General features: G+C 70.7%; 13 protein-coding genes and 1 pseudogene. 9 read left to right on the top strand and 5 right to left on the bottom strand.

Going from position 1 to position 15,576, the window contains the following annotated elements; all coding sequences use genetic code 11:
* The 4 genes and pseudogenes from Aco04nite_RS05215 to Aco04nite_RS05200 form a co-directional block, all read left to right on the top strand.
* A pseudogene (locus tag Aco04nite_RS05215) lies at positions 1–214 on the top strand (ATP-dependent Clp protease ATP-binding subunit ClpC); the annotation flags it as partial.
* Positions 215–912: 698 nt separating this feature from the next.
* Complete coding sequence (locus Aco04nite_RS05210) at positions 913–1,389, top strand: DUF8817 family protein (protein WP_212996007.1); 477 nt, start codon at positions 913–915, stop codon at positions 1,387–1,389.
* A gap of 429 nt (positions 1,390–1,818) precedes the next feature.
* Positions 1,819–5,073 (top strand): 3-keto-alpha-glucoside-1,2-lyase-like domain-containing protein, encoded by a 3,255-nt coding sequence (locus Aco04nite_RS05205; RefSeq protein ID WP_244875763.1) that lies wholly within the window; start codon positions 1,819–1,821, stop codon positions 5,071–5,073.
* Between the two features lie 355 nt (positions 5,074–5,428).
* Entirely contained in the window at positions 5,429–5,575 is a 147-nt protein-coding gene (locus Aco04nite_RS05200; protein WP_212996005.1) for a hypothetical protein, read from the top strand.
* Here Aco04nite_RS05200 and Aco04nite_RS05195 read toward each other — a convergent pair.
* From Aco04nite_RS05195 to Aco04nite_RS05175, 5 genes are all read right to left on the bottom strand, one after another.
* Positions 5,565–6,563: a CaiB/BaiF CoA transferase family protein gene (locus Aco04nite_RS05195; RefSeq protein ID WP_212996004.1), complete on the bottom strand. Its 999-nt coding sequence runs from the start codon at positions 6,561–6,563 to the stop codon at positions 5,565–5,567. The two genes, Aco04nite_RS05200 and Aco04nite_RS05195, sit on opposite strands and share 11 nt — an antisense overlap.
* A 40-nt stretch (positions 6,564–6,603) precedes the next feature.
* Positions 6,604–7,761 carry an MFS transporter gene (locus Aco04nite_RS05190; RefSeq protein ID WP_212996003.1) on the bottom strand — a complete coding sequence of 386 codons (1,158 nt, stop codon included), beginning with the start codon at positions 7,759–7,761 and terminating at the stop codon, positions 6,604–6,606.
* 9 nt (positions 7,762–7,770) lie between these two features.
* Positions 7,771–8,676, bottom strand: a complete 906-nt coding sequence (locus tag Aco04nite_RS05185) for a TIGR03619 family F420-dependent LLM class oxidoreductase (RefSeq protein WP_212996002.1) — start codon at positions 8,674–8,676, stop codon at positions 7,771–7,773.
* Between the two features lie 70 nt (positions 8,677–8,746).
* Positions 8,747–9,697: a DMT family transporter gene (locus Aco04nite_RS05180; protein WP_212996001.1), complete on the bottom strand. Its 951-nt coding sequence runs from the start codon at positions 9,695–9,697 to the stop codon at positions 8,747–8,749.
* 82 nt (positions 9,698–9,779) lie between these two features.
* Positions 9,780–10,718, bottom strand: coding sequence for a LysR family transcriptional regulator (locus Aco04nite_RS05175; RefSeq protein WP_212996000.1), 939 nt, complete (start codon positions 10,716–10,718; stop codon positions 9,780–9,782).
* A gap of 375 nt (positions 10,719–11,093) precedes the next feature.
* On the opposite strand from Aco04nite_RS05175, the gene Aco04nite_RS05170 reads away from it, so the two are divergent.
* From Aco04nite_RS05170 to hemB, 5 genes are all read left to right on the top strand, one after another.
* Positions 11,094–11,594: a LuxR C-terminal-related transcriptional regulator gene (locus Aco04nite_RS05170; protein WP_212995999.1), complete on the top strand. Its 501-nt coding sequence runs from the start codon at positions 11,094–11,096 to the stop codon at positions 11,592–11,594.
* 176 nt (positions 11,595–11,770) lie between these two features.
* Positions 11,771–12,511, top strand: a complete 741-nt coding sequence (locus tag Aco04nite_RS05165; protein ID WP_212995998.1) for a maleate cis-trans isomerase family protein — start codon at positions 11,771–11,773, stop codon at positions 12,509–12,511.
* Positions 12,508–13,683, top strand: coding sequence for an FAD-dependent oxidoreductase (locus tag Aco04nite_RS05160; RefSeq protein WP_212995997.1), 1,176 nt, complete (start codon positions 12,508–12,510; stop codon positions 13,681–13,683). Before Aco04nite_RS05165 ends, Aco04nite_RS05160 begins: the two co-directional genes overlap by 4 nt.
* A 32-nt stretch (positions 13,684–13,715) precedes the next feature.
* Positions 13,716–14,525, top strand: a complete 810-nt coding sequence (locus tag Aco04nite_RS05155) for an aspartate/glutamate racemase family protein (protein WP_212995996.1) — start codon at positions 13,716–13,718, stop codon at positions 14,523–14,525.
* A 4-nt stretch (positions 14,526–14,529) separates the two neighbouring features.
* On the top strand, positions 14,530–15,555 hold the full coding sequence (hemB, locus tag Aco04nite_RS05150) for a porphobilinogen synthase (RefSeq protein WP_212995995.1): 1,026 nt from the start codon (positions 14,530–14,532) through the stop codon (positions 15,553–15,555).
* The last annotated feature ends 21 nt before the right edge of the window (positions 15,556–15,576 follow it).

Genomic DNA, 15,576 nt, shown 5'->3' with positions numbered 1-15,576 from the left:
GCGGCGCACGATCCAGCGGGATCTGGAGGACACCCTGTCGGAGCAGATCCTGTTCAACGAGCTGCGTCCCGGCCAGATCGTGGTCGTGGACTGTGAGGGCGACCCGGACAACATCGAAAAGTCCAAGCTCACCTTCACCGGCGCCGACCGCGGCGCCACCGTCCCCGACGCCGTCCCGGCAGACCTCGACACGGCGGCCACCGCCGAGGAGTAGGCCCGCCCCTGTTACGACAACGAGCCCGCCGTCCCGGTGGTGCCATGCCGCTCACGTGGCTTGGCGCTGACCATGACGGCGGGCTCGCTCCGCATCCGGCATCAGTCGCCCGACGACGTTCGGATCCTGTACCGAGGGGTTCGAGAGCCACCTTCACCTAGCGTCCTGCGTCAGTAGTTGCTTTGTCGGTTCGGTCCGGGTGGAGCTACCTTTCCCAGCCGATGCCGCTGATCTGGACGCGAATCGCCGTGCCGTGTGCGGCGGACTTGTCGGCCGGGTGATGCCGGGCTGCCAACACCACCCACTGGCTGCGACCGAGTGGTCTCAGTCCATGCCGCGTGGCTGAATGTTGCGCTGGACACCGGGATGGGAGAACTTTCTGCGGTGTTGCTCGTCAAATCCGATCAATCACGTCTGGCAGAAGAACATGTGTTTTATGGCCAGACGTGATTGGCCCACGCTTGACATCTGATGCCGCAGAAGGTTGCGCTGTAGCTGGCTTCGCCGCAACTTCGTGCGCCGTGGCCAGATCCCGCCCTCGCCGACTGCTGCAAACAGGATCGAAGACTGAGGACGCGAGGTGAACCCGACCGCAGAAGGTGAGACGGTGGTTCGCTGGAACTCATGGAACTCATGGAACTCATGGAGCGCTGGACGTGGTTCCGGGCAGCCGACTCGGTCGGGCGAAGGGCCGGTGCGTGGTGACCGGGCCGACCCCTGAGCAACTCGCGTCACAGAAGCGAAAGCGCGACGCGCGGCGGGCCGCTCTGGAGCAGGGGTATGCCCGGCTTGCCACACCGCGCCGGGGCGGTGTGGTGCCTGGTGGCGCAGTTGCGCCGTTGTCGGCTGTGCCGATCCTGCGCTGTGCTGACCTGGACCGGACCATCGCGTTCTACGAGTTCCTGGGATTCGCCTCGGACCGGTTGTCAGGCTATGCCGTCTTCACCGCCGGTGACGCTGAGCTTCATGTCTCTGCGACCGGGACCGTGCTTGATCCGGGGGGATGCCTCGTCCATGTCAGCGACGCCACGGTGACGCGAGCGGTGTTGGCTGCCCGGGGTGTTCGGTTGCTCGGTGACCTCGAGGAGGACGGCCGGCCGGGTGCCGGGATCCGCAGCTTCACTGTTGAGGATCCAGACGGTAATACGATCCGCTTCGGTAGCCCCTGGTCCTGACGGTCCGAGGCCATCAGCGGGCTGTGACCTGTGCATATCCGCATGGACATAGCCAGCGGTTGAGCAGCTGCGACTACTGCGGACGGCCGAGATCAGCAGGTGGGCGCACGTCGAGTCTTGGTGGCACAGGTCACAGAAGCGTACTTCTCAGAACTATACTTCTGTGACCTGAACAGACCAGGTTCCTAGGATGATGTAGAGGGTGTGGCGGGCTGCGGGGGACTTTTGCTGGCTGCGGCGAAAGTTGTGGACTTCGTGACAGAAGGCGCCTAGCGTGATCAGGCATCGATGGTTGTCGACCTGTCTGCGGGGCGCTCGATGAAGAGATCGCTGTTCACCCGACCATGCGCCGCCCTGTTGGTGGGCGCCCTTCTGCTGGCTGCGGCACCGGCCGGGGCGGCGGCCGCGCCCCCTCCGCAAGAGCCCGGCGTGACCCTGCGGACCTACGATCTGCAGACGGCGCGGGATGCGATCTGCACGCTCAAGCCTGCGCAGACGCCGAACGTCGACAAGCTGATGCCGGCGATCAACTGGACGACCGAGGCGGACTTCGGGCTGGCGGACCACTTCCAGGCTGAGGTGCTCGCGAACATCAACATCGGGACGGCGGGGGCGTACGCGTTCCGGCTCACCAGCGATGACGGGTCCCGGCTGCTGATCGATGGTGCGACCGTGATCAATCATGACGGCGCGCACGGGGCGACCTCGAAGGACGGCAGTGTCACGCTCACGACCGGGTATCACAGCCTGCGTGTGGACTACTTCGAGCGTGACGGCGGCCAGCAGTTGACTCTGGCGTGGCAGCCGCCGGGGGCGAGCTCGTTCGTGACGGTGCCGAACAGCGTGCTGAGCACCGATGCGGGCGTGGTGCGGGTGACCGCGCCGGGGCGCAAGGAGTGCGAGGGCTCGGCGGACAGTCCGGGGGATGGGCTGCCGTTGGATGCCGTGCACCCGGGCTACACGCTGACGGATCTGCGGCCGGCCGGGTTCCAGCCGCAGGTGAGCGCGATGGACTGGTTCCCGGACGGGCGCCTGGCCATCGCGACCTGGGGCGGGAGCGACACCGTGGCGGGGGAGGTGTACATCCTCAGCGGGGTCACCGGTGCGACCTCGCCGAGCCAGGTGACGTACCGGAAGATTGCCTCTGGTCTTCGGGAACCGATGGGGTTGAAGATTGTTGACGGCACGATCTATGTCTCGCAGAAGCATGAGCTGACGGAGCTCACCGACACCACCGGCGACGGCGTGATCGACCAGTATCGCCGGGTCGCGACGTGGCCGTTCGACGGCAATTTCCACGAGTTCGCGTTCGGGCTGCTCTACAAGGACGGCTACTTCTACCTGAACCTGTCCGTGTCCATCGATCTCGGTGGCGCGACCACGCAGCCGCAGGGTTCACCGAACCGCGGCACCAGCTTGAAGATCAACCGCTCGACGGGTGCGGTGCAGTACGTCGCGGGCGGGCTGCGCACGCCGGATGGTCTCGGGTTCGGGCCGGAGGGTGACCTGCTCGTGCTCGACAACCAGGGCGGGTGGCTCCCCGCGTCGAAGCTCGTGCAGATCAAGCAGGACCGGTTCTTCGGGCACTACACCAATCCGGACGGACCGTACGACGACCAGCCCGTGACGCAGCCCGTGCTCTGGCTGCCGCAGAACGAGATCGCGAACTCGCCGAGCACTCCGCTGATGCTGGACTCGGGTCCGTACGCGGGGCAGCTGCTCTTCGGTGATGTCACCTACGGCGGGATCCAGCGGGCGTACCTCGAGAAGGTCGGTGGTCAGTATCAGGGTGCGGTTTTCCGGCTGACCCAGGGGCTCGAGTCGGGGGTGCTGCGGCTGACGCAGGGGCCGGACGGTGCGCTCTACTACGGCGGGCTCGGTGCGGGTGGAAACTGGGGTCAGGAAGGCAAGCTGACGTACGGGCTGCAGAAGCTGACCCCCAACGGCACGAGCGTTTTCGACATCAAGGCCATGCGTACGATCGCCGGCGGTTTCGAGTTCGAGTACACGCAGCCGGTGTCGGCGGACACCGCCGCGCAGCTCGCCGCGCGGTACCGGGCCGAGCAGTGGCGTTACGTGCCGACCCCGGCGTACGGCGGGCCGAAGGTGGATGAGGAGTCGCTGCCGGTGGCGTCGGCGTCGCTGTCGGCGGACCGGTTGAAGGTGACGCTGAAGCTGACGGGGCTGAAGCCGGGCCGTGTGGTGCACGTTCGCTCACCGCGTCCGTTCACGTCGACATCCGGTGCGTCGTTGTGGAGCACCGAGGCCTGGTACACGCTCAACAGCCTGGCCGATGGTTCGACGTTGCCGACGGGCCGGGCCGAGGCGGAGAACGCCGGGCTCAGCGGGAGTGCCGGGGTGGCTTCCGACCACACCGGTTACACCGGGTCGGGCTTCGTCGCGGGGTATGGCTCCGTGGGGGCCGCGACCACGTTCAGCGTCGATGTGCCGGCCGCCGGGGCGTACCCGGTGTCGCTGCGTTTCAGTAACGGCCCCAACCCGTCGGCGGGTGCCAAGACGGTCAGCCTCTACGTCAACGGCAGCAAGGTCAGGCAGGTCAGTCTTACCGACACGGGTACGTGGGACACCTGGGCGACCCAGCTCGACACGGTGACATTGCGGGCCGGGGGTAACACGATCGCCTACAAGGTGGATGACGGCGACGTCGGGCACGTCAACCTGGACAGCCTGACCGTCGGCGACACCACGGCGGCCGCGCCGCGGACAGGAACGCTCACCGGCATCGGCGGCAAGTGTGTCGATGTGGACAACGCGAGCAATGCCGACAAGACCAAGATTCAGCTGTACGGGTGCAACAACTCGTCCGCGCAGAGCTGGACCCGCGACGGCGACACCCTGCGCGCGCTCGGCAAGTGCCTGGACGTGGACAACGCCGGCACGGTCAACGGCACCAAGGTGCAGCTCTACACGTGCAACAACGGCGGCGCGCAGGTGTGGCGGGCCCAGGCTGACGGGTCGTTGCTGAATCCGCAGTCGGGCAAGGTCCTCGACGCGGCGGGCGGTTCGAGCGCGGACGGCACCCAGCTGCAGATCTGGGAACCGGCGGGTGTGGCCCAGCAACGGTGGACCCACAACGGCCCCGGCCGGGTGACGCTGTTCGACGGCGGCAACCTGCAGGCCTTCCAGAACGCTGACGGTACGCCGGCCACGTGGCCGGTCTCCGGCGGCTCGGCGGAGGCGTTCGGTGGTGACCTGCGCACCAAGCAGACGTACGGCGATTTCCGGTTGCACGCCGAGTTCTGGCTGCCGAACCTGCCCGGTGACGTGACCGGTCAGGCCCGCGCGAACAGCGGCATCTACCTGCAGGACCGTTACGAACTTCAGATCCTCGACACGTACGGTAAACCGGCCCTGGTAGACAACGACTGCGCCGCCATCTACCTGAAACGGGCGCCCTCGGCCAACGCGGGAACAGCCCCGGAAACGTGGCAGACCTACGACGTCACGTTCCGGGCAGCCCGCTACGACGGCACCACGAAGATCGACAACGCCCGCGTCACCGTGGCCTGGAACGGCACCACCGTTCACGACAACATCGCCATCGACGGCCCCACCGGCAACGGCGCCGCGGAAGGCCCGTCCTTCCTGCCGATCCGCCTGCAGGACCACGGCGACCCGGGGGCGAACGTCCGCTACCGCAACCTCTGGATCGAACCGGCCTGACGGTGCTCGCGTACCCGGGCCCGCCCGCTCCAAACGGGCCCGGGTGGGTGACGTGATGCGGCCGCCCGGCTCCGTGAGAAGCGCTGACGTGGGGGTAGCCCGGGCCGACAGCAACTCGGCTACCGGAGGATTCCCATGGCGAAAGACACCCTGTCCCGTTCCCTGCACGACGTCGGCCTCGCCGCGTGGTTCGGCGGCACCCTGGCCAACGCGGTAGCCCTCAACCCGGCCGCCGCGCAAGCGGACACGGCGAGTGGCACCGGCCGCGTCGCGAACACCGGCTGGAACAAGTGGACCCCGGTCAACGCGGCCGCCATCGGCGCGCACCGAACCGGCCAGCAGCACCCCCGGCGACGTGGCCACAGCGCAGAAGCGGCTGTCCACCCTGCAGTGGGCCATTCCGCTGCTGACCGGCGCGCTGATCGTCGTCAGCTCGTTCGCGGGCGAGCAGCAGCGCGCCGGCGAGGTCAAGAAGGGCGTCCTGGCCCGCTTCACCAGCTGATCGGGGCAGGGGTTGCGGTGGGGGTGCGGGAGAAGCGGGGGGCCGGCGCCGGCTGCCGGACCCCGCCCACCGAGGGGTACGCCCGCCGCGCGGCCGCCTGCGGGTGGTCGGCGGCCTCGTCGAGGGTCAGGACGGGGACGACACACGCGTCCGTGTCGGCGAACACCTTCGTCCAGTCGTCGCGGTCGCGGGTGCGGAAGGTGTCGGCGAGCAGCCGGGTCAGCTCCGGCCAGCTCGCCCGGTCGTCGCGCGGCGGGAGGTCGTCGAGGCCGAGGGTCTCGGTGAGGGTGCGGTAGAACTTGTCCTCGATGGCGCCGACGGCGATCCGGCGGCCGTCTGCGCACGCGTACGTCGTGTAGAACGGCGCGGAGGTGAAGGTCTGCAGGCCGGGGGTTTCCCGCCAGCGTTGCACGAGACCGGTGAGCAGGGCGGTGCCTTCGACCATGGCGGTGTCGACGACCTGGCCGGGCCCGGTGTCGCCGCGTTCCCAGACGGCGGCGAGCAGGCCTAGGGCCAGGGTCATCCCGCCGCCGGCGAAGCTGGAGAGGTAGTAGGGCGGGGGCTCGGCGGCGTCGGCGAGCGCGCCGGTGACGGCGAGGAACGTGATGTCGTGGCCGGGGCGCTGGGCCCAGGGGCCGTCCTGGCCCCAGCCGCTGACCCGGCCGTAGATCAGGCGCGGGTTGCGGGCGTGGCACTGCTGCGGGCCGATGCCGAGCCGTTCGGCGACGCCGGGGCGGAAGCCCTCGACGAGGATGTCCGCGTGGGCGACGAGGTCCAGGATCTCGGCGACGCCGGCCGGGTCCTTCAGGTCGGCGGTGACGCGGCGGCGGCCGCGGGCCAGGGGGTCGCCCGGTGCGGCCGGTGCGGTGGCGGGGCGGTCCACGCGGATCACGTCAGCGCCGAGATCGCCGAGCAGGGTGGCGGTGAAGGCGCCGGCCGCCGTACCCGCGATCTCGATGACGTGCAGCCCGTGCAGGGGTCCGGTCATGGTGAGCTCCAGCGTGGTAGGTGGGGGTGCGTCTTCGAACCTAGGCGCGCGAGCGGCGGGGCTCACTACGGGAAGCCGAAGGGCTGGTGGCGATCGCGACGGCCAGGCCGAGCACGGCGATGACCGCTGCCAGCACGGGTAGGCGTACGGCGGGGACACCGGCTGCGAGTGCCGTGCCGCCGAGCGCCGCGCCGATCGAACTGCCCAGGTAGGTGGCGGAGCTGTTGGCGCCGATCGCCGCGGTCGCGGTGTCCGGGCAGTGCCGCAGCAGCTGATGTTGTTGCGGCACGACGAAAGCCCAGCCGGCCGCACCCCAGGCCGCGCAGGCGAGGAAGACGGCGGCGGTCCCGGCGGACAGCGTGAATCCCACCAGGGCGACGGCGAGCACGGCCAGCAGCGCGGCGGCCAGGCGCGGCGGGCGGTGGCCGCGGTCGAGGACCGGCCCCGCGGCGAGGCTGCCCAGCAGGCCACCGGCACCCCAGACACCGAGGTGCACGGTGGGATCGGTGACACCTCCGGCGGCAAGCACGGGTGCCAGATAGGTGTACGCCCCCAGGCTCGCCGTGGTCTGCAGCAGGGTCACGGTGACGACGGCGGCGACGCGGCGGTCGCGCAGGGCCGCCGTCCGGTCCCGCAGGGACGTCGTGGTGCGCGGCTCCTCGCCGGCGGGAAGCACGAGCAGCAGCGCGGTGAAGGCGAGCGCACCGCACCCGGCGACCAGCCACAGGGCCGCCGCCCAGCTGTGGTGGCGGCTGAGGATCAGGCCCGCGGGGACACCGGCCACCGATCCGGCGCTGAGACCGGCGAGCACGAGCGACAGGGCCCGGCCGCGGCGGTGCGGTGCCACGAGGGCGGCGGCGGTGGTCGCGGCGAGCGGTGAGAAGACACCGGCGGCGGCTCCGGCCACCGCCCGGGACACGAACAGCACCGGCAGGGACTGTGCGAGGGCGCCGGTGACATTGGCCGCTACGAAAATTGCCATGGCGTACGCGAGGACGGTGCGCCGCCGCCCCGGCAGGAGCATCGCCAGGGGCGGCGCCGCGAGCGCGTACGCCAGGGTGAACGCGGTGACGAGCTGGCCGGTCGCCGCGGGGGAGCTGCCGAAGTCCCCGGCGATCGGGATCAGCAGGCCGGCGGTGAGGTACGCGTCGGTGCCGAGGGCGAACGTGCCGAGGGCCAGGACGGCGGGGGCTCGCACCACGCGTACCTATCGCAGGGTCTGGCGGCCGAGGTCGACGAGCTGTTCCGTGACCGTCCGCAGGGTCTTCCAGTGGGTGGCCTCGTCGAGCGGCACGCCGGGGAACGAGGTGTCCAGCACGACCTGGTCCACGTCCAGCTCGTTGAGGCGTACGAGATCGGTGTGAATCTGATCCAGCGAGCCCTCACCGGCGAGCCTGGAGTGGGCGGGCAGCGGGGCGTCGGTGATCCGCAGTTTGATGCGGGGCGCGAGGGCGGGCACCGGGCGGCCCTGTTTGCCGGCGACCGTGCGCAGGCGGCGAGCCCCGGTGGCCAGGTCTTCGATCGTCATGGACGTGGGGTGCCAGGCGGTGCCGTGCTGGACGGCCCGGCGCAGGGCGGCCGTGCTGTGCCCGCCGACCCACACCGGTGGTGGCTGCCGCACGGGCCGGGGAGCGGTGTGCACGTCCCGGAAACGGACGTGTCTGCCCTCGTAGGAGGCGACGTCGCGGGTCCAGAGCAGCAGCAGCGCCTCGAGGTATTCGTCCATCAGCTCACCGCGTTGCGCGTAGGGCAGCCCGAGGGCGGCGAACTCCTGCGGTGCCCAGCCCGCGGCGACGCCGAGCACGAGCCGGCCGCCGCTGATCTGGTCGAGGGTGGCGGTCACGCGGGCGGTCTGCAGCGGATGCCGGTACGGCAGGATCAGCACGGTCGTGCCGAGCTCCACGGTCCGGGTGATCCCGGCGAGCCACGCCAGCGTCGTCAGCGGGTCGTAGAACGGCGCCGGGAACAGCCGCTGGACCTCCGGGGTCAGCGCCACGTGGTCCGACATCATGATCAGGTGGAAGCCGGTCTCCTCGATGCGGACGCACCAGTCGTGCAGGCGGGCCGGGTCGGTGCCGGGGCCGAAGTTGGGAACGTTGATGCCGAATCTCATGCGGGCTCCTGACAACCGTGGGCGCGGGGAAGGGCAGGCGCGCCGCACGGGGGAGCGGCGCGCCTGAGCATCAGCGGGGCACTTCGGCAGGGGGAGCCGGCGCAGCGGGTGCGGGTTGTGCGGGGACCGCCTGTGCGGGCGGGGTGGCGGTCACGGGCTTGCGGCGTACAAAGTAGATGGCCGTCAGGATCAGGGCGGCACCGGCCAGCACGGGCCAGCCGAGCGGCTCACCGAGGACGATGGCGCCGAGCAGCACCGAGACGGGCGGGAACAGGTAGGTGACGGTCGAGGCGACCGTCCCGCCCTCGCGCACGATCAGCTGGAAGTTCAGCACGTACGCCAGCCCGGTGCAGATGACGCCGAGCACGAGCAGCCCCAGCACCGCGTCGAGGCGCAGGTGCACGGCCCGCAGCCCGCCGAACGGCAGCGCGGGGATCATCAGCAGGGTGCCCGCGCTGAGCTGGGCGGCGGCGAGCGTCAGCGGGGGCAGGCCGCGCCGGGCGAGGAAACGTCCCATGTAGGCGAAGCTCGCGCCGAGGCTCACGGTGCCGACGGTGAACGCGATGATCCCGGACGTGCTGTTGGCGGTGCCCGTGTGCCACGGCGCGGCGATCAGCAGGGTGCCCGCGAAGCCGAGAACGAGACCGAGGGCACGCCACCCGCCGAGGCGGCGTTCCTGCCGCCAGAGCAGGGCGACCACCAGGGCCCACACGGGAGTGGTGGAGTTGATGACACCCGCGACGCTCGACGACGCGGACTGCTCGCCCCACGCGAACAGGGTCCAGGGCAGGGCGTTGCCGAGGAACGCGGCGACCAGCAGATGCCCCCACAGCGCCCCGCCGCGCGGCAGGCGCAGGCCCCGCGAGTAACAGATGGCCAGCAGGACCAGCGCGCCGAGCGCGAGCCGGGCGAAGACCATCTGCACCGGCGAGAAGCCATAACCGGTGATCTTGATCCAGAGGAAGACCGATCCCCAGATCAGCCCCAGCAGACCAAGCCTGAGCAGGCTTGCTTTGGACACGTCGTCTCCCTCACACAGCGGCGTAGCGGGTCGTCGAGACCCATGCTCACGTGCGGTGACGGTTCAGGTCCATCGCGAGAATCTAGCCAGGAACGTTAAGTAGATCTGCACGGTCGAGCCGTCGCGCGGCGGTGCCGAGCTCGTTCAGCACGGCGGCGAGGTGCGGCGCCCGTTCGCTGCCGCGGCGCAGCACAGCGGTGATGTGCCGGGCCGGGCGGTCGACCTCGAGACCGCGGATGACCACCCCCGGGCGCGGGGCGACGCTGGCCAGCCGCGAGACGAGGGCGACACCGAGCCCGAGGGACACCGCGGTCATCACGCCGTCCCAGTCGCCGATGCTGTGCACGACGTGCGGGGTGAACCCGGCCGCGGCGCAGGTGGCCATCGACACGTCGAGGCAGGCCCCGGCGCGCGGCAGGATCCAGGGGTCCTCGGCGAGATCGGCGAGGCTCACGACCGCCGAGGTGGCCGCGGGATGCTCGGCGGGCAGCGCGATGTCGAACACGTCGGTCAGCAGCGGCTGTCGGTGGAAGCGCCGGTCGGTGGCCGGCGGGCCCTGGCGCGACTCCACCATGAGCACGATGTCGAGGTCGCCGCGCACGAGCAGGTCCAGCGCCTCGGGGTGCTCGACCTCGAGCAGCCGCAGCCGCAGCAGCGGTGACGTGTCCCGCAGCGAGCGCAGCGCGGGCAGCGCCAGCCCGGACAGGGTCGCCGCGAACCCGCCGAGTGCCACCTGCCCGGCGGCGCCGCCGCCGGTGGAGGCGGCGATGTCGGCCTGGGCGAGCTCGATGCGGGCGAAGATCTCGTCGGCGTGCCGCAACAGGATCTGGGCGGCGTTCGTGAGCCGGACCCGGCGCCCCGCCGACTCGATCAGCGGCACACCCGCCTCCCGGCTGAGGGCGGCCAGTTGCTGGGAGACGGCGGACGGGGTCAGGTGCAGGGCCTGCGCGGCGGCGGTGACGGTGCCGTGCCGGCTGAGCTCGCGCAGCACCCGAAGGCGGCGCACATCCAGGTCATGCATGGCTTCCAGGCTAAGGCCTTCCTCGGGGCCGGGTGGGCGGGTAGCGGCGTGGCGAGGCTGTTCATTCTCTATTAAAACTGTATTTATGTGACGCGCACCACACTCCTTGTCCGCACTCACGGTCACCAATACAGTGCATATTCGTGACGGCCGCCGGGGGTCACGCAATGGATCATTCGGTGGCCGCCGCGACGACTCCGGCACGATCGGCGTCACGGCAGGCACGGGGTGCCGTAGATCATCGATCAGCGACGCTCGGTGCATTCCTTACATCCTTGGCGCGGCTCCCGTGCGCCCACCGGAACAACCGATGTGTTCAGCGCCTGAATGCATCGGGATCGCTGGGAGGCGAGGATGCAATGCTATGCGGTGGAAATGTCTTTCAGTGCCGACGAGAAATTACGAAAACAGTGGCGCGCGGCGCACCGTGACTACTGGCAGGCGCTCGCCGATCGCGGTGTCCTCGTCGGTGGCGGACTATGGCCCGACGAGAACGGCGGCCTGCTGGTGTGCCGCGCCGCCGGTGAGGACGAGTTGTGGACGCTGGTGCGCGCCGACCCTTACGCCCTCGCGGGGGTGATGGCCCGGCTGCGGGTGCGGCGGTGGAACGTCATGATGGGCGAGCGGCTGCTCGACCCGCCGGAGCCCGACGAGCCCCCCGACGGGCCCGCACAGTCGGAATGGCCGCTGACGGCCCATGAGCACCGGATCGCGCGGCTGGTGCTCGACGGCATGACCAACCAGGAGATCGCCACCCACTTCCGGGTCTCCTCGCGCGCCGTCGAGCTGCACCTGACCAGCATGTACCGCAAGCTCGGCATCTCCCGGCGCGCCCAGCTCGCCCTCGCCCTGACGTTCAGCCCGCTCGCCGCCTGAAGGCCGGCCGCACCACCGACGCCGTCGCGGCCCGGTGTCACGCCCGTCGCGTGACACCGGGCTCGTTCGTATTTCCCCGCAATTTCGCCGAACCCGTATCGCTGCGGATTCCCGTAGTGCCCGTGCCCGTGACCCCCGCTTAGGCTCGGCGCAGCGATTAATTGTGGGAGGCACACGTGGCAACACATTCCAGGCACCGGTTCGCCGTGGTGGTTCCGCCCGCCAACGCCGCCGTTGAGCCGGAAACCAGAATTCTGCTGTCGGACCGCGGTGATGTCTATTCTGCGCGTTTTCCCGTCCTGCCCGGAAAAACGCTGCGGGAACGCCTCGAAACGTACAACAAAGTGCTGCCCGAAACGCTCGGCGCATTCGGCACCCTGCGGCTGGACGCGGCGGTGATCGCATGCAGCGGTTCGCACTATCTGCTCGGCCCGGCCGAGGACCGCGAGCTGTGCGCCCGCCTCAGCCGCGAGTTCGGATACCCCGTGGTGTCGGCGACGGTGGCCACCCTCGACCTGCTGGCCGCGCTCGGGGACCGCTCGATCACGCTCGTCTCGCCGTACGAGCCGTGGCTGACCGAGCTGTCCGTCGGCTACTGGCAGGCGGCGGGACTCACCGTCGACCGGGTCATCGCGATCCGTGCCGGTGCCGGCTTCTCCCCGTACGACGTGACCACCGACGAGCTCGTCGACCAGGTCGAGCGGGCCGCGCCCGGCGACACCGGCACGTTCTTCCTCACCGGCACCGGCATGTTCACCCTCGACGCGCTCGACCGGCTGGCCCGCGGCACCCGGCGCACCGTCCTGACCTCCAACATCGCCGGATCCTGGTGGGTTCTGCACCACACGGCAGCGGCAGCGGTGTCCTTCCCCGACGGACCGCTGCGCCGGCTGGCCGACGAACGCGGGCTGCGATGAGCGACGGGGTCCTCATCGCCGGCGCCGGACCGGTCGGGCTCACCTGCGCGCTCGCACTGGCCCGGCACGGGATCGCGGTGACCGTCCTGGAACGCGGCGACACCCTGTCGACGGCCTCCCGGGCCTCGACCTTCCACCCCGGCACCCTGGACCTGCTCGAACCGCTCGGGGTGGTCCCCGAGCTGACCGCCGCCGGCCGCCTTGTGTCCCACATCCAGTGGCGCGACCTGACCGGCACGGTACTGGCCGCCATGGACTTCGCCGTGCTGCAAGGGCTCACCCGGCACCCCTACCGGCTGCACGCCGAGCAGAGCACGCTGACCCGGCTGCTCGCCGCCGCGTTGCTGGCGCTGCCCGGCACCCGGCTGCTGACCGGCCACGAGGTCCGCGACGTCATCACAGCTCCCGGCAGCGTCCGTATCCGCGCCACCACCCGGGCAGGGACGAGCGAATTCACCGGCCGCTTCCTGGTCGCCGCGGACGGCGCGCACAGCAGCGTACGGACGGCGCTGGGGGTGGACTTCCCCGGCGAGGACTACCCGCACTACGCGCTGCGGGTCATCACCGGCACCCCGCTCGACGAGAAGGTGCCGGGGCTCGCACCGCTCGCGTACATCCGCGACGTACGGCAGTCGTTCAGCGTCCTCGGGCTGCGCGACCACTGGCGCCTGATCTTCCGGATCCCGGCCGGCATCGACGCCGGCGACGCCGTACGCCCGGACGCGGTCCGCGACCTGGTCCGCCGCGCGCTGCCGCAGACCGATGTCCGGATCGACGACGCGCACACCTACCGGGTGTCGCGCCGGGTCCTGGAGCGGTACCGGCACGGCACCGTCTTCTTCGCCGGCGACGCCGCCCACCTGACCTCGACCGCCGGCGGCCTCAACATGAACTGCGGCCTGCACGACGCCGCCGACCTCGCGGAGACCCTGACCGCCCTGCTGCGCGGGGACGGCAACCCGGACGAGCACGCCGACCGGTGGGCCGAGCGGCGCCGGGCCGCGCTCGTCGGCACCGTGCTGCCGCTGAGCGAGGCACGCGCCCGCGGCGCCGACGGCGGCGACCCGCGCGCGGCCGTTGCCGAGGTCGCGCGTACCGCAGCCGACCCCGCCCTGACCCGGCACTACCTGGCCCGATCGTCCCTGCTGCCCGCCCTGAGCGCCACCGCCTGACCGCCCGCCACCGCTTGAGAGGAAAGGACCCCATGCGTCTCTGGTTCCAGAAACACACCGTCGCCGGTCGGCTGCCCCTGCTCGACAAGTGGTACGACGACCACCTCGCCGCCCTCGTGTCCCCCGGCACCACCGTGGACATCCACACCCTGCCCGAAGGCACCTACGGCGACGACACCCCGTTCGACCTCGTCGGCTTCGGCAACCTCGCGCTGCGCTTCAACGGCTACTTCGGGGAGACCGCCCTGACCGCCGAGCGCGAGGGCTACGACGCCTGGATCATCGCCGCCGGACAGGACCCCGGGCTGCGCGAAGCCCGGACGCTGGCCGCCATCCCGGCGCTCGGCTACACCGAGACCGCGACGTTCCTGGCCGCGATGCAGAACCACCGGTTCGGGGTGCTCGGCTTCATGCCGAAACTGCGCGAGCCGATCACCGACAACATCGTGCGCCAGGGACTGCGGCACCTGCTCGCCGACTACCAGATCGCCGACGACGGCGCCGAGGCCGTGCGCCGGGCGCTCGACGGCGATTTCACATTGTTCCTCGACAGCTTCACCCGGGCCGCGCAGAAGGCCGTCGACGCCGGCGCCCAGCTGCTCATCCCCGCGGAGGGCATCCCCAACGAGATCTTCTGGCACCTCGGCATCCACGAGCTGCACGGCGTCCCGGTCGTGGACCCGGCCGGGCTGGCCGTCAAGACGGCCGAGCTGCTGGTGCAGCTGCGGGACCTGCGGATCTTCACCCGTACGGGAGCGGGCTACTGGTTCCGCCGCCCCGAACCCCACATCAGCGAGCACGTCGAGCGCGTGTTCCAGGGCCACCTCATCGGAAGGGCTTGAGCTCATGACCAGCGCCTCCATCCCCACCGCGTACGCCGCCGACGGCGACCGCGCCGCGTTCCCCCTGCACCGGCCCCGGCGGCTGCGGCGCACCCCCGCGCTGCGCCGGCTCGCCGCCGAGACGACCGTGCGGCCCAGCAACCTCGTGCAGCCGCTGTTCGTCCGCGAAGGACTCAGCGAGCCCCGGCCCATCGCCTCGATGCCGGGCGTCCTGCAGCACACCCGCGACAGCCTGCGCAAGGCCGCCGCCGAAGCCGTCGCCGCCGGGGTCGGTGGCCTGATGGTCTTCGGCATCCCCGAGGCCAAGGACGCCCTGGGCACCGGCGCCTCCGACCCCGACGGCATCGCCCAGCAGGCGCTGCGCGACGTCGTGGCCGAGGTCGGCGACGAGACGGTCGTGATCAGCGACATCAACCTCGACGAGTACACGACCCACGGCCATGTGGGGGTGCTGGGACCAGACGGCGACGTCGACAACGACGCCAGCCTCGAGCGGTTCGCCGAGGTCGCCGTCGTCCAGGCCGACGCCGGCGCGCACATCGTGGCCCCCAGCGGCATGATGGACGGCCAGGTCCGCCACATCCGCGCAGCCCTCGACCGGGCCGGGCACCACTCGGTGGCGATCCTCGGCTACTCCGCCAAGTACGCCTCCAGCTTCTACGGCCCGTTCCGCGACGCCGTCGAGTCCTCGCTGACCGGTGACCGCAAGTCCTACCAGCAGCACCCCGCCAACCTGCGCGAGTCGCTGCGCGAGGTCGCCCTCGACGTCTCCGAGGGCGCCGACATGGTGATGGTGAAACCCGCCTCGCACTACCTCGACATCGTGCGGATGCTGGCCGACTCCGTCGACGTCCCGGTCTCCGCCTACCAGGTGTCGGGGGAGTACTCGATGATCGAGGCCGCTGCCGCCAAGGGCTGGATCGACCGGGACAACGCCGTCGCCGAGAGCCTGACCTGCCTCTACCGCGCCGGTGCCACGGTGCTCATCACGTACTGGGCCACCGAGTTCGCGACCAAGCTCGCCCGATAGCACAACCCGTGGATGTGACTG

It is taken from the genome of Winogradskya consettensis (assembly GCF_018332715.1).
Classification (GTDB): domain Bacteria; phylum Actinomycetota; class Actinomycetes; order Mycobacteriales; family Micromonosporaceae; genus Actinoplanes; species Actinoplanes consettensis.
Note: the sequence above shows the minus strand (reverse complement) of the source record. Positions and strands in the feature narration are given on the sequence as shown.